This is a genomic window from Pseudomonas sp. G3-19 (assembly GCF_054855875.1).
Genome location: NZ_JBMPIQ010000003.1, coordinates 5839787 through 5859684 on the forward strand (window position 1 = coordinate 5839787; position 19898 = coordinate 5859684).

At 60.4% G+C, this 19898-nt stretch carries 19 protein-coding genes; 7 read left to right on the forward strand and 12 right to left on the reverse strand.

Features of this window, described 5'->3' with window-relative positions; translation table 11 throughout:
• Nucleotides 1-56: 56 nt before the first annotated feature.
• Nucleotides 57-776 (reverse strand): TorF family putative porin, encoded by a 720-nt coding sequence (locus tag ACOYXI_RS26665; protein ID WP_096797476.1) that lies wholly within the window; start codon nt 774-776, stop codon nt 57-59.
• A 205-nt stretch (nt 777-981) separates the two neighbouring features.
• A complete protein-coding gene (locus ACOYXI_RS26670) occupies nt 982-1170 on the reverse strand; it encodes a hypothetical protein (protein ID WP_016985943.1) in 189 nt (62 codons plus the stop codon).
• Between the two features lie 351 nt (nt 1171-1521).
• Here ACOYXI_RS26670 and ACOYXI_RS26675 point away from each other — a divergent pair, with 351 nt between their 5' ends.
• From ACOYXI_RS26675 to ACOYXI_RS26685, 3 genes are all read left to right on the forward strand, one after another.
• A complete protein-coding gene (locus ACOYXI_RS26675; RefSeq protein ID WP_027614566.1) occupies nt 1522-2358 on the forward strand; it encodes a CvfB family protein in 837 nt (278 codons plus the stop codon).
• A gap of 45 nt (nt 2359-2403) precedes the next feature.
• On the forward strand, nt 2404-2808 hold the full coding sequence (locus ACOYXI_RS26680; protein WP_098967744.1) for a DUF2177 family protein: 405 nt from the start codon (nt 2404-2406) through the stop codon (nt 2806-2808).
• Nucleotides 2809-3049: 241 nt separating this feature from the next.
• Nucleotides 3050-3982, forward strand: coding sequence for a DMT family transporter (locus ACOYXI_RS26685; protein WP_098967746.1), 933 nt, complete (start codon nt 3050-3052; stop codon nt 3980-3982).
• On the opposite strand, the gene ACOYXI_RS26690 is transcribed toward ACOYXI_RS26685, so the two are convergent.
• A complete protein-coding gene (locus tag ACOYXI_RS26690; protein ID WP_134785699.1) occupies nt 3927-5108 on the reverse strand; it encodes an MFS transporter in 1182 nt (393 codons plus the stop codon). The two genes, ACOYXI_RS26685 and ACOYXI_RS26690, sit on opposite strands and share 56 nt — an antisense overlap.
• A gap of 104 nt (nt 5109-5212) precedes the next feature.
• Between ACOYXI_RS26690 and ptrR the strand changes: the two genes are divergently transcribed.
• Entirely contained in the window at nt 5213-6106 is an 894-nt protein-coding gene (ptrR, locus tag ACOYXI_RS26695) for a putrescine utilization regulator PtrR (RefSeq protein ID WP_098967749.1), read from the forward strand.
• A 142-nt stretch (nt 6107-6248) separates the two neighbouring features.
• Nucleotides 6249-6377 (forward strand): PA1414 family protein, encoded by a 129-nt coding sequence (locus tag ACOYXI_RS26700; protein ID WP_003184145.1) that lies wholly within the window; start codon nt 6249-6251, stop codon nt 6375-6377.
• Between the two features lie 281 nt (nt 6378-6658).
• Here the strand turns inward: ACOYXI_RS26700 and ACOYXI_RS26705 are convergent, their stop codons facing one another.
• The 6 genes from ACOYXI_RS26705 to speB all read right to left on the reverse strand — a co-directional run bounded on the left by ACOYXI_RS26705 (nt 6659) and on the right by speB (nt 12248).
• A complete protein-coding gene (locus ACOYXI_RS26705) occupies nt 6659-6919 on the reverse strand; it encodes a phosphopantetheine-containing protein (protein WP_098967751.1) in 261 nt (86 codons plus the stop codon).
• 42 nt (nt 6920-6961) lie between these two features.
• Nucleotides 6962-7687, reverse strand: coding sequence for an MBL fold metallo-hydrolase (locus ACOYXI_RS26710; protein WP_210557863.1), 726 nt, complete (start codon nt 7685-7687; stop codon nt 6962-6964).
• A gap of 84 nt (nt 7688-7771) precedes the next feature.
• Nucleotides 7772-9151 (reverse strand): sodium:solute symporter family protein, encoded by a 1380-nt coding sequence (locus tag ACOYXI_RS26715; protein WP_047598203.1) that lies wholly within the window; start codon nt 9149-9151, stop codon nt 7772-7774.
• A gap of 154 nt (nt 9152-9305) precedes the next feature.
• Nucleotides 9306-10808: a purine-cytosine permease family protein gene (locus ACOYXI_RS26720; RefSeq protein ID WP_139056006.1), complete on the reverse strand. Its 1503-nt coding sequence runs from the start codon at nt 10806-10808 to the stop codon at nt 9306-9308.
• A 56-nt stretch (nt 10809-10864) separates the two neighbouring features.
• Nucleotides 10865-11287, reverse strand: a complete 423-nt coding sequence (locus tag ACOYXI_RS26725; protein ID WP_027614575.1) for a YybH family protein — start codon at nt 11285-11287, stop codon at nt 10865-10867.
• Nucleotides 11288-11297: 10 nt separating this feature from the next.
• Nucleotides 11298-12248 (reverse strand): agmatinase, encoded by a 951-nt coding sequence (speB, locus tag ACOYXI_RS26730; protein ID WP_003222717.1) that lies wholly within the window; start codon nt 12246-12248, stop codon nt 11298-11300.
• A gap of 392 nt (nt 12249-12640) precedes the next feature.
• On the opposite strand from speB, the gene ACOYXI_RS26735 reads away from it, so the two are divergent.
• Both ACOYXI_RS26735 and ACOYXI_RS26740 read left to right on the forward strand, forming a co-directional pair.
• Nucleotides 12641-13534 (forward strand): LysR family transcriptional regulator, encoded by an 894-nt coding sequence (locus tag ACOYXI_RS26735; RefSeq protein WP_007956593.1) that lies wholly within the window; start codon nt 12641-12643, stop codon nt 13532-13534.
• A 5-nt stretch (nt 13535-13539) separates the two neighbouring features.
• Nucleotides 13540-14133 (forward strand): tRNA-uridine aminocarboxypropyltransferase, encoded by a 594-nt coding sequence (locus ACOYXI_RS26740; RefSeq protein WP_134785701.1) that lies wholly within the window; start codon nt 13540-13542, stop codon nt 14131-14133.
• A 120-nt stretch (nt 14134-14253) separates the two neighbouring features.
• Here the strand turns inward: ACOYXI_RS26740 and ACOYXI_RS26745 are convergent, their stop codons facing one another.
• From ACOYXI_RS26745 to ACOYXI_RS26755, 3 genes are all read right to left on the reverse strand, one after another.
• Nucleotides 14254-15615: an HlyD family type I secretion periplasmic adaptor subunit gene (locus ACOYXI_RS26745; RefSeq protein ID WP_134785702.1), complete on the reverse strand. Its 1362-nt coding sequence runs from the start codon at nt 15613-15615 to the stop codon at nt 14254-14256.
• Nucleotides 15616-15810: 195 nt separating this feature from the next.
• Entirely contained in the window at nt 15811-17973 is a 2163-nt protein-coding gene (locus ACOYXI_RS26750) for a type I secretion system permease/ATPase (protein ID WP_027614578.1), read from the reverse strand.
• 157 nt (nt 17974-18130) lie between these two features.
• The gene (locus ACOYXI_RS26755; protein ID WP_027614579.1) at nt 18131-19489 is read right to left on the reverse strand and encodes a TolC family outer membrane protein; all 1359 of its coding nucleotides are present in this window, start codon (nt 19487-19489) and stop codon (nt 18131-18133) included.
• Nucleotides 19490-19898 lie beyond the last annotated feature (409 nt).

Below are 19898 nucleotides of genomic sequence, written 5' to 3' on the forward strand. Positions count from 1 at the left end.
AGAGCCTGACGTCTGATTCTCATGTGAACGCAGGAAGCTCCCGGCAGTTCAGCCGATCAATAGAACGCGCGTTCGGCCTTGAGCGTCACCAGGCCGTCACACTGACTGTTGTGTCCCGAGTACGCCGAGCATTCGCTGCCGCTGAGGTTGGAATTGCTGTAGATCAGATCGAGATCGACGCCCATGAACGGTCGGGAAAACTTCACCGACCAATCGGTAAAACTGCTGACATAACCACCGTCCACCGACACCGGCGTGTTCAGTTGGTGGGTGGTGTATTTCATGCTGATCCCGATGCCGAACGGCTGATTGCCGCCGAGGTCGGCGAACAGCGTGTTGTTCTGTTTGTCCGGGTCGTTGCTGACGGCCACACCGAAGCGGCTGCCGAGCAGGGTCAGGCCGCCGAACAGCTCCTGGCTGTCGAGGGTGTCTACTTTGGGATAGCTGTAATGGATCATCCCGACTTCGTAGCCGAGGGTCTGATCGAAAGGTTGTTTGAAACCGACGTAGGAGTCGATTTCCAGATTCTTGCCCGGGGTCAGGCCCATGCTCGGTGCATACTGGCCGACATACAGGCCGCTGTCGTGGCTGAGATCGAGGCCACCGTGGAACGAGCCGACTGCCGCCGGTTTGACCAGCCCTTGGGCCATGCTGCGGCTGGGCGTGGTGCCGAGTTTGAGGTCGAAGTCGCCGAGCTCGCGCTGGAAAATCTGCGCGTGCGCCGATGAGCAGGCCATAAGGCCCACAAACAATAAACAGAAAGTTGATTTGAGCATGCGTCACTCCATGAACAGCGAGGCAGGGCTTGGCCTGCTGAAACGCTTGATCCAGACGCGTGCAAGGATACCGGCGAATGCTCGGCGATGATGGCCGTTCGTCGATTTTCAAAGGATTTGATTAAACAGAAGGAGGGTGTAACGCGGGTGCCAGTCCAGACGCTTCGAAGCTCAAAGCGTCTCAGGACGGGTGTATTACCGGGTGTTACTTCTTGCCCAGGCTGATCTGCTTGGACGGACCGAACGTCTGGCCGCTGACGCCTTTGGCAATTTGCTGGATTTCGCCGCCGGACTTGAGGAACGCTGCGATCTGATCGTTGATCGATTCGCTGGTTTCAACGGCTGGAGCTGGCTTTGCTTTGCTGGTGGATGCTTTTACACGCATGGCGGCCATTAACCTGTAGAAAAGTAACTCGGCCAGGCATCGTACAGGAATAACTTGACAATTGCTTGATAAATATCCCCGGGAATAACTGAGTGCGTGGGTGGATTATTCTCGATTAATTATTCGAAATATCCACCTAAGCCACTGTTTTAAATAAGAACATTTATTTGCCATCAGTGAAAACATCCTGCGCGAAATGGCGCGGCCGGTGCTGCGCTGGTCAGACGAGTGGCAGCCCGACCGTGCGAGACCCAGGAAAATCAAGGTGTCCCGTGGATTTTTCCGGACGGGTTGCACACCCAGCGAACGAAACCGGCAAAACCGGGTAGAATGCCGCCCACGCAATGAGGGTTTTGGAAAATGGCTTTAGTCGGGCGTTACAACAGTTTGCAAGTGGTTAAACACACTAACTTCGGTTTATATCTGGACGGCGGTGCCGACGGCGAAATTCTTTTGCCCAACCGTTATATCCCTAAAGATATTCCCAGCGAAGATGAAGACTGGCTCAACGTTTTTATTTATCTGGACAGCGATGACAAACTTATCGCTACCACTGAAAAACCAAAAGTTCAGGTCGGCGAGTTTGCCAGTCTGAAAGTTGTTGAAATCAACAGCATCGGTGTGTTCCTCGACTGGGGCTTGCCGAAGGATCTGTTGCTGCCGTATTCCGAAGAGAAGCGGCAGATGACCGCTGGTGAATATTGCGTGGTGCACGTCTATCTCGACAAACACACCCGCCGCATCACCGCCACCGCACGTCTGGATCGCTATCTCGACAAGACCCCGGCCAACTACAGCGCCGGTCAGGAAGTTGATCTGCTGGTGGCCGAAGCCACCGACATGGGCTTCAAGGCGATCATCAACAACAAGCACTGGGGCTTGATCCACAAGAATGAGATCTTCAAGTTCATGCGTTCCGGCATGCGCGAGAAGGGTTTCATCAAGGAAGTGCGCGCCGACGGCAAGATCAGCCTCAGCCTGCAACCGGTTGGCCAGGAAGCGGCGAGCAGCCTGAGCTCGAAGATCCTCGCCAAGTTGCGCGAAAACAATGGCACGCTGGCCGTCAGCGACAAGAGCGATCCGGCGTTGATCAGCAGTCTGTTCGGTGTCAGCAAGGGCAACTTCAAGAAGGCCATCGGTTCGCTGTACAAGGAAGGCAAGATCGTCATTCATGCCGATCGCATTGAACTAACCTGAGCCTTCCGGGGCCCATGTTGCATGGGGTCACTTGAGGTCGGGTAAATGAAAAAGCCGTTGCTTGCTTATATCGCCACTCTGCTGGCGTTTCTGTTGCTCGACGGTATCTGGCTCGGCGTGCTGATGGCGCCAACCTACCGCGAACTGCTCGGTTCGCTGATGCTCGAAAAACCGCTGCTGGTTCCGGCAGCGGTTTTTTATTGTCTGTATGTTTTTGGCTGCGTGCTGTTTGTGGTCTTGCCGGCACAGAGCTGGCAACGTGCGGCAAAGATGGGCGCGCTGCTGGGGCTGGTGGCGTATGGCACGTATGACCTGACCAATTGGGCGACATTGCGCGGGTGGTCGGTGCAGGTGAGTTTGCTGGATTGGGCGTGGGGGACGTTTGCCACTGCTGTGGCGTGTACGGTCGGCTTTTTGGTGGCAAAGCGATTTGTGAAGTCAGCCCCGTAATCTTTGTTGTCTGGGGCGACGCCTTCGCGAGCAAGCCCGCTCCCACAGGGGGAATGCGGTCAACTGTGGGAGCGAGCTTGCTCGCGAATGGCGGCGCAGCCGACAACCATTCACCGCTGACGTTACTGACGCAGACAAAGTCTTTTTCAGACGGCTTTTTTTGCCCGAGTGATTGATAATCCCCGACACAGATTTTTGACCAGTGGACGGCTGCCATGTTGTGTGTGTTTGAGGTGTTGCGGTGAGTGTCGAGCGGCGCAATGCCGATGGGTTTGCCTTGCAGGTGATGATCGGCCTCTGCCTGATCTGGGGCGTGCAGCAAGTGATGATCAAGTGGGCCGCGCCCGACATCGCGCCGGTGATGCAGGCGGCCGGGCGTTCGGGGATTTCCGCGTTGCTGGTGGGTTTGCTGCTGTGCTGGAAGGGCGGCTGGGATCAGGTCGGCAACACCTGGCGTGGAGGGCTGCTGGCCGGTGCGCTGTTCGGTCTGGAGTTCTTCTTCATCGCCGAAGGTCTGCAACTGACTACCGCCGCGCACATGTCGGTGTTCCTCTACACCGCGCCGATTTTCACCGCGCTCGGCGTGCATTTTCTGTTGGCCAGTGAACGCCTGCGGCCTTTGCAATGGCTGGGAATTCTGCTCGCCTTCGTCGGTATCGCCATTGCCTTCGCCGGCGGCGTGTCGTGGGATAACCTCGACCGGCGCATGCTGCTGGGCGATGCGTTCGGGGTCATTGCCGGTGCCTGCTGGGGCGCGACCACTGTGGTGGTGCGCGCTTCGCGGCTATCGGAAGCGCCGGTGACCTTGACCTTGTTTTATCAATTGATCGTCGGCTTCGTCGGCCTGCTGTTGATCGCGCTGTTCAGCGGCCAGATCACTCACGTCAGCCTGACCAGCGTGGCGGTGGCCAGCGTGCTGTTCCAGGGCCTGGTGGTGTCGTTCTTCAGTTACCTGACCTGGTTCTGGCTGCTGCGCCGCTATCTGGCGGCCAATCTGGCGGTGTTTTCGTTCATGACGCCGTTGTTCGGCGTCACGTTCGGCGTGGTGCTGCTTGGTGAAGAGTTGAGCGTGAACTTCGTCATCGGCGCGGTGCTGGTGTTGCTTGGCATTACCTTTGTCAGCGCTGAGCAGTGGGTGCGTCGGCGTTTGCGCAAAGCCCTCGGCCAGCACTGACCGATTGCAGCGCAAGCCCGCCGGCAATCAGCAGACCGCTGCCGGCAATGATCAGCGCCGGTTGCAGACCACCGCTGAAATGGCTGCTCAGCGCCGCCAGTAACGGGCCGCTGAGCTGGCCGACGGCGAAGCATGCGGTCAGCAGTCCGGCGTTGCGCTGAGTTGTGTGCGGCGCCAGTTCTCGCGAACGTTGCATCACCAGTTGCATGCAGGCCAGGAACGGCATGCCGCACAACACAACCCCCAGCGCCAAGCCATAACCACTGCCCAACAGACAGGCGAAGACCCCGAGCGCCTGCAACCACAGGGTGGCGGTCAGCCAGTGCCGTGTGGTGTTCGGATCATGGCGACGCAGGCTCACCAACAGCACGCCAATCGCCGCACCAAGACCGAAGCACGGCCAGAACAGGTCGGCCTGCCATTGCCCGTGAAATTGCGCGTTGGCCATTTGCGAGAGAAACGTGGCCGGGATGATGTAACCCACGCCATATAACGCATACACCGCCGCCAGTCGCGGGATGCCGCGATTCGAATGGTTGACGTTGAGGGTGGCGACCGGTGTGTGCACGCCCGGTTGCGGCAGGATCCGCACGATCCCCAGCAACATCACCAGCGCCACGGCGGCATAGATCAGCCACAAGGTGGCAGAGGTCTGATTCAGCAGATGTGAGAACAGTGCCAGCAGCCCGGTCAGAAAAATTCCCAGTCCGGGACCGGCGAATACCAGTGCCCCCAACCGTGGCCGGCCTGCCGCCGCTGCCAGTGGTTGACTCAGCGCCGTAATCATCACCAGCACCCAGGCACTCGCCACCCCGGTGCCGAAGCGCAGCAGCAAATGCGCCCAGAAGCCGTTGGCCCAGAACGATGCCAGGGTCAGCAGCACACACAGCCACAAACCGCCATGCAACCGGCGCTGCACTTGCTGCGGACGGTGGGCGAACATCGCGTCCACCGCGCCCAGCAGGTAACCGAGGTAGTTGGCCGCAGCAATCAGACCGGCGGCCGTCAGGTCGACCTGGCCTTCGCTGAGCAGGTGCGGCAATTGCGGGGTGAGGGCGAAACGCCCGATGCCCATGGCCATCATCAGGGCGACGAAACAGGCGGATAAGCGAATCAGTGGCGACATGGTCGGGATTCCTTTGAAGGAGCAATGACCGTCAGGCTAGAAGCGATTGACTTTCTTTAAAATTGAATAATAGTGAGTAACTTGTTCTGTTATGGAGAAAGGTCGTGGAGTTCAGCCAGTTGCGGATCTTTCAGGCAGTCGCCGAGGAAGGTTCGATCACCCGCGCAGCAGAACGCCTGCACCGAGTGCCGTCCAACCTGTCGACCCGGCTCAAACAGCTGGAAGAGCAATTGGGCGTCGAACTTTTCGTTCGTGAGCGTCAGCGTTTGCAGTTATCGCCTGCGGGAAAAGTCCTGCTGGACTACACCGGCAAGCTGTTCGCTTTGCGCGATCAGGCCAGTGCGGCGGTGATGGGCGGGCAGCCGGCCGGGGATTTTGTCCTCGGCACGCTGTACAGCACCGCGGCGATCCATTTGCCGGCGTTGCTGGCGCGCTATCACAAGCAATACCCGGCGGTGAATCTGCAAGTGCAGTCCGGACCCAGCGGCGAATTGCTCGAAGGCCTGGTCTCCGGGCGCCTCGATGCGGCGCTGGTGGACGGCCCGCCGCAACTCGCCGGGATCGACGGCGTGCCGCTGTGCGACGAGCGTCTGGTGCTGATCAGCGAAGCCGACCACCCGCCGATCCGCAGCGCCAAGGAGGTCGAGGGCAGGGCGGTGTTCACCTTTCGTCATGGTTGCGCCTACCGCGCGCGGCTGGAGGCGTGGTTCGTTCACTATCAGGCGGCGATGGGACGGGCGATGGAGATCGAGTCGTATCAGGGCATGCTTGCCTGCGTGATTGCCGGCAGCGGTGTGGCATTGATGTCGGAGTCGATGCTCGCCAGTCTGCCGGGGCGCGAGAGCGTTGCAGTGCACCCGTTGGCCGAACCGTTTGCCAGTGCGACAACATGGCTCATGTGGCGCAAGGGCATGGTCGGGGCCAACCTCAATGCTTGGATTGAACAGCAGCAAGCGCTCTATTCCGTGGCATCGAGTGAAACCCGGCAGACGGCGTGAACCAACCAACCGTAATTCTGTTCAATTCAGTAACAGATCATTGCGGATTTGGCCGAGCATTGCGTAGGACTTCGGACTATTATCAGTGCGAAGCGGCCTCAGAATTCCGGCCGGTCAGCACTACCCTGAAGGGGGCATGACGATGAAAGAGAAAATTCAGAACTGGCTGCACGATTTGGGTGTTGCCCTCGGCTTGATCGAACCGCCTCTGCAACCCGTACCGATCCGCACCGATGACGAACAGCGCCGGCGTCAGCCTCGCCGGCGGTAGTGCCTGATTAAAGATCAAAAGATCGCAGCCTTCGGCAGCTCCTACAGAAAAGTGTAGGAGCTGCCGAAGGCTGCGATCTTTTGCTTTTGTAGCGAGGGGATTTAGCGAAACGTCGCACCGCCCCGATGGGCTGCGAAGCAGTCCAAAAAAACTATTCAATTTGGTTTAACCCGCGAGATTACGATTACTGACTTCAGGGCTGCTGCGCAACCCATCGGGGCGGTGCGACGTTTCGCTAAATCCCCTCGCCACAGGGCGCTCCAGCAACACGAGTGCTGTATTTATAACCCTTCTCCGTGTCGCCCGATCTCCAGCAGAAATCGACTCAGGTCATTCGCGGTCTTCGCGGTCTTGAGTATGTGATCCTCTTCGGCCGTGAACGCCGTCAGTCCGAACTCATCTTCCAGATGAAATATCAGATCTTCGATATCTGCCTTCTCCAGCCCTAACTGCACCAGACTGGTGTCGTCGTTGAATTCGCGGGATTCCAGCAGGCGCCGAATGTATCGGTGCACCGCAGCACGCACGGCAGCTCTTCTCATGGCAGATGATTTCGTTGTTGTTTTGACTGATTACAGCAGGCCTCAAGCGTGTCGACGCAACCATTCGTCAATCATCGAACGCAAATGCCCGCCGGAAAAACTGCCGAAATGTCCGCCATGCACGGTGCGGATCGGCAGCGCCTGCAAACGCCGCAGACTGGCCGCGTAATCCTGCAGATTGGAGTGGTAAGCGTCTTCGATCAGCGGCCCGTCGTAGATGATGTCGCCGCTGAATAACGTTTCGGTGGCCGCCTCATACAGGCTGATGCCACCCGGCGAATGCCCCGGCGTGTGCAGCACTTGCAGGGTGCGGTTGCCCAGATCCAGCACATCGCCATCCTCGACAAAACCGGTGGCCGGCGCGGCCTTCACCCGGTATTCGGCGTAGCAAAGCGGGCAATCCGGGTGCGCCTCGAACATGTCGTCGCCGACGAAGGCCCGGCTCAGGTCATTCTCGCCGTCCGGCGCGGCGAGGATGTTGGCCTCGGCAGGATGCACCAGGCGTTCGGCGAATTCGTGATGCCCGGCAATGTGGTCGAAGTGGCAGTGGCTGGCGACGGCCACCAGCGGCCGCTCGGTAATCCACGGCAACTGCTCGCGCAGGCTGACCAGTCCTGAACCGCTGTCGAGCAGCAGATCCTTGTCGCGGCCCTGGATGTGCCAGAGGTTGCAGCGATAGAACGGGCGGATGTACGGCTCGTGGATCAACCGAATGCCATCGCTCAGATTCTGAACTTCAAACCATTGATCGCGAGAAACAATCTTCATCAATCATTTTCTCCAGACGAAAAAAACGGGTGTGGCAACCGACGCCACACCCGTCGAAGAAAGCATCAAGTCGTTACGTAAAGCTTAGATCGCACTCGCCACCGTCGCCGGGCGAGGGGAGACCAGGCTGACCACCACGAAACTCACCAGACCTACAGCCAGGCTGTAGTAGATCGGCGTGTTGGCATCCAGACCGTCCTTGAACATGAACAGCAGCGCGGTGGCAAAACCCAGGCCCATGCTGGCGATGGCGCCGGCGGTGGTCGCGCGTTTCCAGAAGATCGCACCGATCAGCGGAATCAGCATGCCGCCCACCAGCAGGTTGTACGCCAGGGTCAGGGCGCTGATCACGTCATTCACCACCAACGCGATACCCAGCACCACGACACCGGTGAGCAGGGTGAACAGGCGGTTGATCGCCAGGCTCGACTGTTTGCCGCCGCGCAGTTTCGGCAGCAGGTCTTCAGTCAGCGTGGTGGCAGCAGCCAGCAGGCCGGCGCTGGCGGTGGACATCATCGCCGCCAGAGCAGCAGCGATCACCAGACCACGGATGCCGTCCGGCAGCGACAGTTTGACGATGGCGGCGAAGGCGTTGTTGACGTTGTCCAGATCCGGGATCAGTACGTGCGCGGCCATGCCGATCAGCGCGCAGGCCAGACCGTAGAGGATGCAGTAGATACCGGCGATGCTGCCGGCGTACTGGGCGACTTTGGCGGTCTTGACGGTGAACACCCGTTGCCAGATGTCCTGACCGATGAGGATGCCGAAGAAGTAGATCATGAAGTAGGTGATGATCGTGTCCCAACCGATGGTGGTGAAGTTGAACGCCGCTGCCGGCAGCTTCAGCACCAGTTCGTCCCAGCCGCCGACGCGGTACAGGCAGATCGGCAACAGGATGAACATCAGGCCCACGGTCTTGATGATGAACTGGACGATGTCGGTCAGGGTCAGCGACCACATGCCGCCGATCGCCGAGTAGATCACCACCACGCCACCGCCGAGCAGTACCGAGATCCAGAATGGCAGGCCGAACAGCACTTGCAGCACGGTGCCGATCGCCAGGATCGAGGTCACGCCGATCATCAGCGCGTAGGCCAGCATGATCGCCGCGCTTGCCGAGCGGGCCATCGGGTTATAGCGTTTTTCCAGCACCTGGGTAACGGTGTAGATCTTCAGTTTCAGCAGCGGTTTGGCGAGAAACAGGTTCAGCGCGACGATGCCGCAACCCAGCGCCGCACACAGCCAGAAACCGGAGATGCCGTGCACGTAACCCAGACGCACGGTGCCGACGGTGGACGCACCACCCAGTACGGTCGCGGCCATGGTGCCCATGTACAGGCTTGGGCCCAGGTTACGCCCGGCGACCAGAAAGTCCTCGTTGGTCTTGGCCTTGCGCATGCCGTAGTAGCCGAGCAACAGCATGCCGGCGGCGTAGATGAGGACGACGAATAAATCCAAAGCCATGATGGCGTGTCTCCGATTGTCTTTTTTATGGTGAGGCTGAATTCGATTTGCCCTTGTGGGAGCGGGCTTGCTCGCGAATGCTTTGGGTCAGTCACATCAATGTTGGATGTGCCGCCGTCTTCGCGAGCAAGCCCGCTCCCACAGGGGATTTGCGTCAGGCGGCCTGACGCAGTTCAGGTGTTTCTGCGGCTTTGCGGCGGGCATCCTTGGGCCCGAACACCTCCCGCGGTTCCGGGAACAGGCTCAGCAGCGTCAGATACACCACCGACGCCAGGCCCAGAGTCACAGGCAGGCTGATGTCGATGCCGCCGGCCAGCTCACCCAGCGGGCCGACGAATTGTCCCGGCAGGTTGACGAAGCACAGGCCGACCGCCGCGCTCGGGATCCATGCGCCCAGACCACGCCAGTTCCAGCCGTGATTGAACCAGTAGCGTCCGCCTTGCTCGCCGCGAGTGAACACTTGCAGGTCGTCCGGGCAGTAGAAGCCGCGACGCACCAGCAGGCCGATGATCATGATCACCATCCACGGGGTGGTGCAGGTGATGATCAGCACGGCGAAGGTCGACACGCTCTGCACCAGGTTCGCCGCGAAGCGCCCGATGAAGATGAAGGCAATCGACAGCACGCCGATCAGCAGCGTTGCCTTGACCCGCGACAGCACCCGTGGGAACACGCTGGACATGTCCAGCCCGGTGCCATACAGCGAGGTGGTGCCGGTGGACATGCCGCCGATCACCGCAATCAGGCACACCGGCAGGAAGAACCAGCTCGGCGATACCGCCAGCAGGCCGCCCACATAGTTGTTCGCCGCGATGTAGTCCGGCGCCTTGATCGCGACAATGGTCGCGGTACTCAGGCCGAACAGGAACGGGATGAACGTGGCGATCTGCGACAGCACCACAGCGGCCATGATCCGCTGCTTGGAGGTGTCACGCGGGATGTAGCGCGACCAGTCGCCGAGGAATGCACCGAAGGAAATCGGGTTGCTCATCGCGACCAGCGCCGCGCCGATGAACGCCGCCCAGAAGCCCGGTTGACCGAGGTTCACGGTGCCGGCGTAGTTGACGTCGAAAGGACCGGCGAAGGCGAAGATGCCCAGCAGGAACAACAGGCTGGCGCTCCACACCGCGATCTTGTTCACCCACAGCAGAAAGCGGAAGCCGTAGATGCACACGGTCAGCACCAGAATCGCGAACAGGCCGTAGGCCAGGCCCAGGGTCAGGTCGGTTTCCGGCAGACCGATCAGGCGTTTCGCACCCCCGATCAACGCATCCCCCGAACTCCACACCGAGAGCGAGAAGAATGCGATGGCGGTCAACAGCGACAGGAACGAACCGACGATCCGCCCGTGCACGCCGAAGTGAGCACCCGAGGACACGGCATTGTTGGTGCCGTTGAGCGGGCCGAACAGGCCCATCGGGGCGAGGATCAGCGAGCCGAGCAGCACGCCCGACACAATCGCCCAGACACCGGCCTGAAACGACAGACCGAACAGCACCGGGAAACTGCCGAGCACGGCGGTGGCAAAGGTATTGGAACCACCGAAGATCATCCGGAACAAATCCGTCGGGCCTGCGGTACGTTCGTGGTCCGGGATCTGTTCGACCCCGTGGGTTTCAATTTGCGTAAGGCTTTGGTCGTTGTTGTTGTTATTCATGATCTGCTCCGATCATAAAGGCGCGCCTCATCGTGTGTGAGGCGTCACCTGTTTGGCTAAGGGGATGGCAGCCCTTCCGGCATTGCGGACAAATGTTCGTGGCAGGCCAGCCAATGGCCTTGTTGTTCTAGGCTCGACGCTTGTTTCTTGAAAACAATCGTCTCGCGCTCCTGGCTGAAATGTTGCTCCCCTTGCATGCGCAGCTCGGTGGCCACGTCATGGATAAACACCGCCACGTCACCTTGCAGGCTGACGAAGGCGTTGCTCGAAGTGCACGACAACACTTCAAAGCCATCCTCGGCGCGCCAACTGTCCCACAAGGCCTGATAGGCATCGCGCGACAGCAGCGGCTGTTCGAGGGTGTAAAACACGAAACTTGCATCGGCGCTGAACGCGCCGAAATAAGCTTCGCGATCGTTACGAGCGAAGGCGGACACCAGATCGGCAGCCGCTTTCAACACCTGATCACGTTCGTTCATGGCCGAACCCTCAGCGGTGGACCACGCCAGGCAGTACGCAGAGCATTTCGTACAGCAGGTTGGCGGCCAGCAGCGAGGTGTTGCCGGTGGTGTCGTAGGCGGGCGAGACTTCTACCAGATCGCAGCCGATCAGGTCGAGGCCCTGACAGCCGCGAACGATTTCAATCGCCTGAATGGTCGTCAGACCCCCGATTTCCGGGGTGCCGGTGCCGGGCGCCCAGGCCGGGTCGATGCCGTCGATGTCGAAGCTCAGGTACACCGGGCCGCCGCCGACTTTCTCGCGCACTTCGGCCATTAGCGGGGCCAGTGACTTGTGCCAGCACTCTTCGGCTTGTACGACGCGGAAGCCCTGATCGCGGCTCCAGTTGAAGTCGTCAGCGGTGTAGCCCTGCGCGCGCAGACCAATCTGCACCACGCGGTCGCAGTCCAGAAGACCTTCTTCGACGGCGCGACGGAAGGTCGTGCCGTGGGCGATCTTCTCGCCGAACATGTGATCGTTGACGTCGGCGTGCGCATCGATGTGCACCAGACCGACTTTGCCATGCTTCTTGTGGATCGCCCGCAGGATCGGCAGGGTGATGGTGTGGTCACCACCCAGGGTCATCGGGATCACGTTGTGCTCAAGGATGTTGTCGTAGGCTTCTTCGATGATGCGCACGGCGTCGAGCAGGTTGAAGGTGTTGATCGCCACGTCACCGATGTCGGCAACCGACAGCGAGTCGAACGGCGCAGCGCCGGTGGCCATGTTGTACGGACGGATCATCACCGATTCGGTGCGGATGTCGCGCGGCCCGAAGCGGGTGCCGGGGCGCAGCGAAGTACCGATGTCCAGTGGCACGCCAACGAAGGCAGCGTCCAGGCCGGCAGCGGTCGGTACATGGGGGAGTCGGAGCATGGTGGCGATGCCGCCGAAGCGCGGCATTTCGTTGCCGCCCAGTGGTTGGTGAAGAATCTTGTCCACGGGTAGGGCCTCATCGTCTTTGTTTTATTTATGTCGGCGCACCGTTGAGCACAGGTTCGGACGCCGCTGTGGGGCCGATTCTGCGAAATGTAGTGCGGGGGAAGAATCGCTACGGGCAAAAACTTAGTTCAGATTTTTCTAAACTAATGAGGGCGGGCGGATTAGACTCTGCGGTTTCGGGATTCATGCCTGGCTGAACATTGCTGCCCTCACCCCAACCCTCTCCCGGAGGGAGAGGGGGCCGACAGAGTTGTCAGCGGAATCTGCATCGACCTGAAAAATCGAGTCGAACTCAGGATTTGAAAGCCCTGGAGATCAGCTCCCTCTCCCTCGGGGAGAGGGCTGGGGTGAGGGGTGCAACAGACAACGCAGTTCCAAAGCCCGGAGTAGACATGGCCAACGCTTTACCCGACCTGAAACTATTGCGCATCTTCGTCAGCGTGGTCCGGCATCAGGGCTTTGCCAATGCGCAGCAGGAGCTCAACCTGTCGACCTCGGCGATCAGCACTTACATGAGCCAGCTTGAAGCCGCGCTCGGTCTGGTGCTGTGCCATCGCGGACGCGGTGGATTCAGCCTGACCAGCAAGGGCGAGCTGTTCCATCAGGAAACCCTGCGCCTGCTCGCCGAACTCGAAGGTTTCGAGCAATACGCCGCGGCGCTCAAGGGCGAACTGCGCGGCACGCTCAACCTCGGGGTGATCGACTCCACCGTCAGCGACAAGGCCTTGCCGTTCGCCGAGGCCATTGGCGCCTACAGTCAGGAACACCCGGCGGTGCATTTGCATCTGTCGGTGATGAGCCCCTACGAACTGCAACTCGGCGTGCAGGACAATCGACTCGATCTGGCCATCGGTGCGTTTTCCACGCGCATGAGCGGTCTGGTGTACATGCCGCTGTACCGCGAGCAGCACTGGCTGTATTGCAGCAGCCGGCATCCGCTGTTCAACGAGCGGCGGATCCCCGAGCAGGTCATCACTCAGCAACGCATGGTCGGCCGTGGTTACTGGAGCCAGGCCGAGCTGGCACGGCACGGTTTCAAACACAGCGCGGCGACTGTGGAAAGTATGGAGGCGCAACTGATTCTGGTGCTCTCCGGCGCCTACATCGGTTACCTGCCGGAGCACTACGCTCAGGCCTGGGCCGACAAGGGCGACCTGCGCGTGTTGCTGCCGGCGACCTTCGGTTATCAGGCGCCATTCTCGATGATCATGCGTCGTGGCCGCAGCCGCGAGCCGCTGATCCAGACTTTCCGTGATCTGCTCAAAGCGCAGTTGAATCAGGCGTAAAGACTATGTCCAGACCGCAATGCCCGCGCTGCCTGCGCCCACAAACCCATTGCCTGTGCCCGCTGATCCCGAGCCTCGATAGCCGCACCCGGGTGTTGCTGTTGCAGCATCCGAGCGAGGTCAATCACGCGCTCAACACCGCGCGACTGGCAGCGCTGGGTTTGACCAATGCCGAGTTGATTGTCGGTGAAGTGTTCGAGGATCTGCCGACGCTGCTCAATCGGCCGGGGTATCAGGCGCGGTTGCTGTTTCCCGCTGACGATGCGCAGCCGCTGCAGGCTTACCGCGAATCCGCTGAACCGTTGTTGCTGGTGGTGCCGGACGGCACCTGGCGCAAGGCGCGCAAGATGCTCCACCTCAATCCGCTATTGGCAGCGTTGCCACGGGTGACGCTGGCGCAGGGCGGGGTGTCGCGCTACCGGTTGCGCAAGGCACCGGGGCCGGGGGCGTTGTCGACCATCGAGGCGATTGTGCAGGCGCTGGAAACTCTGGAAGCGCCGACCACGTTTGCGCCGTTGCTCAAACCGTTCGAGGCGTTGATCGAGGGGCAGATTGCGGCGATGGGGGAGGAGGTTTTTCAGCGTAATCATTCAAAATAATGGGTGTTGGTGCGGGCCTCTTCGCGAGCAAGCCCGCTCCCACAGGGGAATGCATTCCAACTGTGGGAGCGGGCTTGCTCGCGAAGGCGTCGGATCAATCACCGCAAATCTCAACAATGCCTACCGCTCGCGCATCGCCTCGGTCCGGGCTTTGAGCACTGGTTTGAGCAGATAATCCAGCACACTTTTCTCCCCGGTAATAATGTCCACCGTCGCCACCATCCCCGGGATGATCAGCAGCGGTTTCACATCGCCGCCCAAATGGTTTTTATCGGTGCGTACCTGAATCAGGTAGAAGCTGTTGCCCTTGTCATCGGTGATGGTGTCGGCGCCGATCAGTTCAAGTTTTGCGCTCAGCCCGCCGTAGATCGTGTAGTCATAGGCACTGAACTTGACCATGGCTTTCTGGCCCGGATGGAGGAACGCGACGTCTTGCGGACGGACCTTGGCTTCGATCAGCAGGTTGTCTTCCAGCGGCACGATTTCCACCATGTCGCTGCCCGGCTGTACCACGCCGCCGATGGTGTTGACCTTGAGTTGCTTGATCACCCCGTGCACCGGCGAAGTCACGGTGGTACGGCTGACCCGGTCGTCGATGGCGATGCTCGACGCGGTGATTTTCGACAGGTCGGTGCGTTTCTGGTTGAGGTCCTTGGCGGCGTCGGAACGGAAGGTCTGTTCCGATTCGTCGATCTTGCTCTTGATCTCGTTGATTGCCGATTCCGCCCTTGGGATGGCCAGGGTCGTCGCGTTCAGCGAGCCGCGAATTTCCACCGCGCTACGTTTCAGTCGCAGGATCTCCACCGGCGACACCGCACCCGTGCCGACCAGCGGCGCGGACATGTTCATCTCTTGCTGCAGCAGCGCCAGGCTGGAACTGTACTGGCCTTGCTTGGAGCGGAATTCCGCCAGCTCCTGAGTCTTCTGCCGCAGCTGTTCGGTGAGGGTGCGTTGTTCGCTGGCCAGACGCCGTTGGCGCTGGTCGTAGAGTGCCCGTTCGTCTTCGGCGACCTGTGGCGCCTTGGCGATCACCTCGTCAGACAGCTTGAACGGACGGCCCTCGGCTTCGGCGGAAAGGCGTTCGACTTGCGCGGTCAGGGCGTAACGATCGGCCTCGCTCTCACCCTTGTTCGACAGGAAGCGTGTGTCATCCAGGCGCAGCAGCTTGTCGCCCTTGTTCACCATCTGCCCTTCACGGACAAAAATCTCGGTGACGATCCCGCCCTCCAGGTTCTGGATCACCTGGACCTTGCTTGACGGAATCGCCTTGCCTTCGCCCATGGTCACTTCTTCCAGCACGGCGAACTTGGCCCAGACCAGCGCACTGATCAGCAGCGCCGCCGCCAGCCACACGGTGATCCGCGACCAGCGCGGCGAATCCTGCAACGAAGCGCCGGCGGTTTCCGGCATGAACTCGGCTTCGGCGCTTTTGCCGAAACTGTCGAAGTAGCCGCGTGATTTGCTATCTGAAGATGCAGCCATGGGGCGATACCCCTCAGTTAAGAAACATCAAACCGCACAACCCATGCGTCGCCCGTAACACTTACTTGTGGTGAGGGGATTCATCCCCGATAGGGTGCGAAGCGCCCTCAGAGTCTTTGGGGCTGCTGCGCAGCCCATCGGGGATAAATCCCCTCGCCACAGGTTTTGTGAGAGCCATAAGTTATATGCACGCATCTAAACCGCCGCCGAGCCGACGCGGCCCTTGCGCAGTGCATCGATGACCGCTTCTTTCGGGCCGTCGGCGACGACCCGGCCGTTGTCCAGTACCAGCAACCGGTCCACCAGGCTCAGCATCGAGGTGCGGTGGGTGACCAGCAGCAGCGTCTTGCCTTGCACCCAGCCGTGGAGTTTCTGGCGCAGCAGGTCTTCGCTGCTGTTGTCCATGGCGCTGGTGGGTTCGTCGAGCAGCATGATCGGTGGGTCGAGTAACAATGCTCTGGCGAGTAAAACTGCTTGGCGCTGGCCGCCGGAAAGTAGCTGGCCGCGTTCGCCTACCGGCCGGTCGAAGCCTTGCGGATGCTGCCGCGCCAGCTCGGTGACGCCGGTCAGTTCAGCGACTTCGAGCATGCGCGAATCGCTGATGTAGCGCGCGCCAAGGGTCAGGTTGTCGCGCAGGCTGCCGGCCAGCAGCGGCAGGTCGTGGGCGACGTAACCGATCTGCTGGCGCAGGTCGGCGACATCCAGTTGCCGCAGGTCGAGACCGTCGAGCAGCAACTGGCCTTCCTCGGGTTCATAGAAGCCCATCACCAGCCGCGCCAGGGTGCTTTTGCCTGAGCCGCTGCGGCCGATGATGCCGATCCGTTCGCCGGGTTTCATGCTGAAGCTGACGTTGCTCAGCGCCGGTGCGTTCTGGCCGTTGTAGTGAAAGGTCACGCCGCTGACGTCCAGCGCACCTTGCAGCTGCGTGCGCTCCAGGGGCCGCTGCTTGCCGTCGCGTTCCTGCGGCAGACCCATCAGCGCGTCGGTGCTTTTCATGGTCAGTTGCGCTTGCTGGTAGCGGGTGATCAGCCCGGCGATCTGCCCCAGCGGCGCAAGAACCCGGCTGCCGAGCATGTAGCTGGCCACCAGCGCACCGACGCTGAGGTTGCCGGCGATGATGCTGTAGACCCCGGCGACGATCGTCGCCATCCCGGAAAACTGCTGGATGAACAGCGTGCCGTTGGTCGCCAGCGCCGAGAGGTTGCGCGCGTGGCTGTCGAGGCGAGTGAGGGCGCCGTGGGTGCTTTCCCATTTGTGCTGGCGCTCGCTCTCGGCGCTGCAGGCCTTGAGGGTTTCCAGGCCGCCGAGGGTTTCGATCAGCAGCGCCTGCCGTTCGGCACCCAGGCTCAGGCTTTTCTGCACGGTGTCACGCAGGCGCACCTGAATCGCCAGAGCAAATATGATCGTGATTGGAAACGCCAGCAGCGGAATCACCACCAGCCAGCCACCGAGCAGACCGATCACCACCAGCATCAACACCACGAAGGGCAGGTCGATCAGGCTGGTCAGGGTCACCGCCGTGAGGAATTCGCGCAGGCCCTGAAAGTCATGAATGCTCTGGGCGAAACCGCCGATGGTTGCCGGCCGCGCCTTCATCGCCATGCCGGTGATCCGTTCAAATAAAGTCGCGGAAAGGATCACATCGGTTTTCTTCCCGGCGGTATCCAGCAGGTGCGCGCGCACCACCCGCAGCACCAGTTCGAAACCGGTGCCGATCAGCAGGCCGATCGCCAACACCCACAGGGTCGAGGTGGCCTGATTCGGCACCACGCGGTCGTAGGTCTGCATGACGAACAGCGGCACCATCAGGCCCAGCAGGTTGATCAGGAAACTGGCGAGGATCGCGTCGCTGTACAGCCATTTCGACAGCTTCAGGGTGTCGCGAAACCAGGCATGCACGCGCGGCACCAGCGGTGAACGCAAGTCTTCGAGTTCGTGGCGCGGACGGGCGAACAAGGCCTGGCCGCTGTAGTGTTCGGCGAGTTCTTCGCGCTCGACCCATTGCTCGCCGCCATCGGCTTCGCTGGGCAGGATCAGCGCCTTGCCGTCGTCGGCGAAACGCCGCAGGACGGCGGTGCGCCCATCCTTGAGCAGCAACAGAATCGGCAGATTCAGCGCGGAAATATCTTTCAGTTCGCGGCGCAACAAGCGCGCCTGCAAACCGGCCCGCGCCGCTGCACGGGGCAGCAGATCCAGGCTCAGACGTTGCTTGTTCAGGGGCAGCCCGGCACTCAGGCTGGCGCGGCTGACCGTCGCGCCGTGGAGTTTGCAGAGGATCAGCAGACCGTCGAGTAACGGGTCATCGAAGCTCAGCCGCGGATCGATCCCGGAGTGTCCGCCTTCGGCCATGCTGGTCATATTGATCGCCCCTGTAATGACTGGTCCAACCTGTGGCGAGGGGATTTATCCCCGATGGCTGCGCAGCAGCCCCATGGAACTCATTGCTGCTCAAATCTTTGGGGTCACTGCGCAACCCAGCGGGAGCAAGCTCCCTCGCCACAAAGGGTCGTGGGACTTACTTCAGCTCAGGCAGGCGTGCTTCGTTTTTGACTTCGGTCGCCGCAATCGCATCCGCCGGCAGCACCACCCTCTGTTTGCTCAGCAACTGGCCCATGTTCGCCAGCACGCGGTACATCGAATATTCCTCGGTGTAGCGGATTTCGGTGTAGCGACGGTTGGCGTTGTAAAGCTCGTTTTCACTGTCGAGCAAGTCGAGCAGGGTGCGTTGGCCGAGGCCGAACTGATCCTGATACGCCGCACGTACACGCTTGGTGGTCTCGGCGTATTCACGGGCGGTCGGGGTCTGTTTGTTCGCGTTGACCATGGCGTTCCAGGCCAGGTGAATGTTCTCGTTCAACTGACGCAGGGCGTTGTTGCGGATGTCCATCGCCTGATTGATCTGGTGCGCATCGGAGGCCAGACGAGCCTTGTCGCTGCCGCCACGGAACAGGTTGTAATTCATGATCACGCCGACGCGCCATTCGTTGTCGTGGCCTTCATCGCCCTGCACGTTGTTGTTCGCACCCACTGCGGCCTCGGCATCGAAACGTGGGTAGAACGGCGACTTGGCAACTTCATACTGGCTCTCGGCCGACTGCACGTCCGCCTGCGCGGATTTCAGGTACGGGTTGTTCTCGACCATGCTCTGCTGGGCTTCCGGCAGGCTGGCAGGAACCTCGCCGCGGGTCGACGGTGGCGCTTCCAGTTCATCGGGCATGCGCCCGACCACGGCGTAGAAATTCGATTCGGCGTCGGCCAGATCGACTTCGGCGGTGTCGAGGTTGTTCTGCGCCAGCGCCTTACGGGCGACCGACTGATCGGAGTCGGCGGTGCTGCCGATGCCGCGCTGGGTGCGCAGCCCGATCTGATCGTTGACGCGCAAGTGCGCTTGCAGGTTGTTCCGGGCCAGGGTCACCAGTTCACGGCGCTTGAGCACTTCGAGGTAGACCTCGATGGTACGCAACGCCAGATCCTGAGCGGTGCCTTGCGCGTAATAGGCGCGCGAGTTGGAAACGCCCTTGGTGCGCTCGACCTCGTTGGCGGTGTTGAAGCCGTCGAAGATCATCTGCCGCAGGCGCAGTTCCGACTGGGTGTAATTGAGGATTTCGGTGTGGTGATTACCGAAAGCCCGGGTATTGGTGTTGTCGCTGTAACCGCGCCCGTAAGCGGCATTCAGATCGACGGACGGATAGAAGCCACCCTTGGCCACTTTCACTTGTTCATCGGCGGACAGTTTGGCGTCCACGCGCGAGGCGAGGTCTGGGTGGGTGGCGATGGTGCTTTGAATCGCTTCGGTCAGATTCATGGCCTGGGCTTGGGAAGTGCAAGCCATGGCCAGCAAAACCGCGCTGCAGAGGGGGGTTAAAACGCGCATGGGGTGCATCTCCCTGATCCTGATGGTGCGTTACTGTCGCCAAATATTTGACGATAATTTGAGGTGTAAGCGTTTCACTCTTGTAACAACAGAGCTAAGAACATCCTGAAGCGTAGCTAAGAAAAAATTTTCATAAGGCTTATGCCGAAAAAAACTTATGCGCTTGGCGAAAACCGGCACATTGTTCAGGGCGAAAGCCTTTGTTTCATGCGCTTTAGGGAGCACAAAAAGGCTTGAGGAAAGTTCCATTCACTTTGCGACATACGGCGAAGTACTGCTGAAGGGGAGGGACGCGTAGCGGCAGATGAGCGACAGATTTTTGTCACTCGGGTGATTCACCACCGTTACGTAGCGTTAGTGGGTGTGCTGCATCGATCAGGACGCGGAAGTGCTTGAAAGCACTGAAGTT

What these genes read in the sequence shown, in the direction of transcription:
- ACOYXI_RS26680 (WP_098967744.1), top strand. Translation starts at nt 2,404, where the DNA reads ATGAAAAAGCCGTTGCTTGCTTATATCGCCACTCTGCTGGCGTTTCTG.
- ACOYXI_RS26675 (WP_027614566.1), top strand. Translation starts at nt 1,522, where the DNA reads ATGGCTTTAGTCGGGCGTTACAACAGTTTGCAAGTGGTTAAACACACT.
- ACOYXI_RS26700 (WP_003184145.1), top strand. Translation starts at nt 6,249, where the DNA reads ATGAAAGAGAAAATTCAGAACTGGCTGCACGATTTGGGTGTTGCCCTC.
- ACOYXI_RS26690 (WP_134785699.1), bottom strand. Translation starts at nt 5,108, where the DNA reads ATGTCGCCACTGATTCGCTTATCCGCCTGTTTCGTCGCCCTGATGATG.
- ACOYXI_RS26720 (WP_139056006.1), bottom strand. Translation starts at nt 10,808, where the DNA reads ATGAATAACAACAACAACGACCAAAGCCTTACGCAAATTGAAACCCAC.
- ACOYXI_RS26755 (WP_027614579.1), bottom strand. Translation starts at nt 19,489, where the DNA reads ATGCGCGTTTTAACCCCCCTCTGCAGCGCGGTTTTGCTGGCCATGGCT.
- ACOYXI_RS26705 (WP_098967751.1), bottom strand. Translation starts at nt 6,919, where the DNA reads ATGAGAAGAGCTGCCGTGCGTGCTGCGGTGCACCGATACATTCGGCGC.
- ACOYXI_RS26710 (WP_210557863.1), bottom strand. Translation starts at nt 7,687, where the DNA reads ATGAAGATTGTTTCTCGCGATCAATGGTTTGAAGTTCAGAATCTGAGC.
- ACOYXI_RS26740 (WP_134785701.1), top strand. Translation starts at nt 13,540, where the DNA reads ATGTCCAGACCGCAATGCCCGCGCTGCCTGCGCCCACAAACCCATTGC.
- ACOYXI_RS26735 (WP_007956593.1), top strand. Translation starts at nt 12,641, where the DNA reads ATGGCCAACGCTTTACCCGACCTGAAACTATTGCGCATCTTCGTCAGC.
- ACOYXI_RS26750 (WP_027614578.1), bottom strand. Translation starts at nt 17,973, where the DNA reads ATGACCAGCATGGCCGAAGGCGGACACTCCGGGATCGATCCGCGGCTG.
- ACOYXI_RS26725 (WP_027614575.1), bottom strand. Translation starts at nt 11,287, where the DNA reads ATGAACGAACGTGATCAGGTGTTGAAAGCGGCTGCCGATCTGGTGTCC.
- ACOYXI_RS26745 (WP_134785702.1), bottom strand. Translation starts at nt 15,615, where the DNA reads ATGGCTGCATCTTCAGATAGCAAATCACGCGGCTACTTCGACAGTTTC.
- ACOYXI_RS26715 (WP_047598203.1), bottom strand. Translation starts at nt 9,151, where the DNA reads ATGGCTTTGGATTTATTCGTCGTCCTCATCTACGCCGCCGGCATGCTG.
- ACOYXI_RS26670 (WP_016985943.1), bottom strand. Translation starts at nt 1,170, where the DNA reads ATGGCCGCCATGCGTGTAAAAGCATCCACCAGCAAAGCAAAGCCAGCT.
- ACOYXI_RS26665 (WP_096797476.1), bottom strand. Translation starts at nt 776, where the DNA reads ATGCTCAAATCAACTTTCTGTTTATTGTTTGTGGGCCTTATGGCCTGC.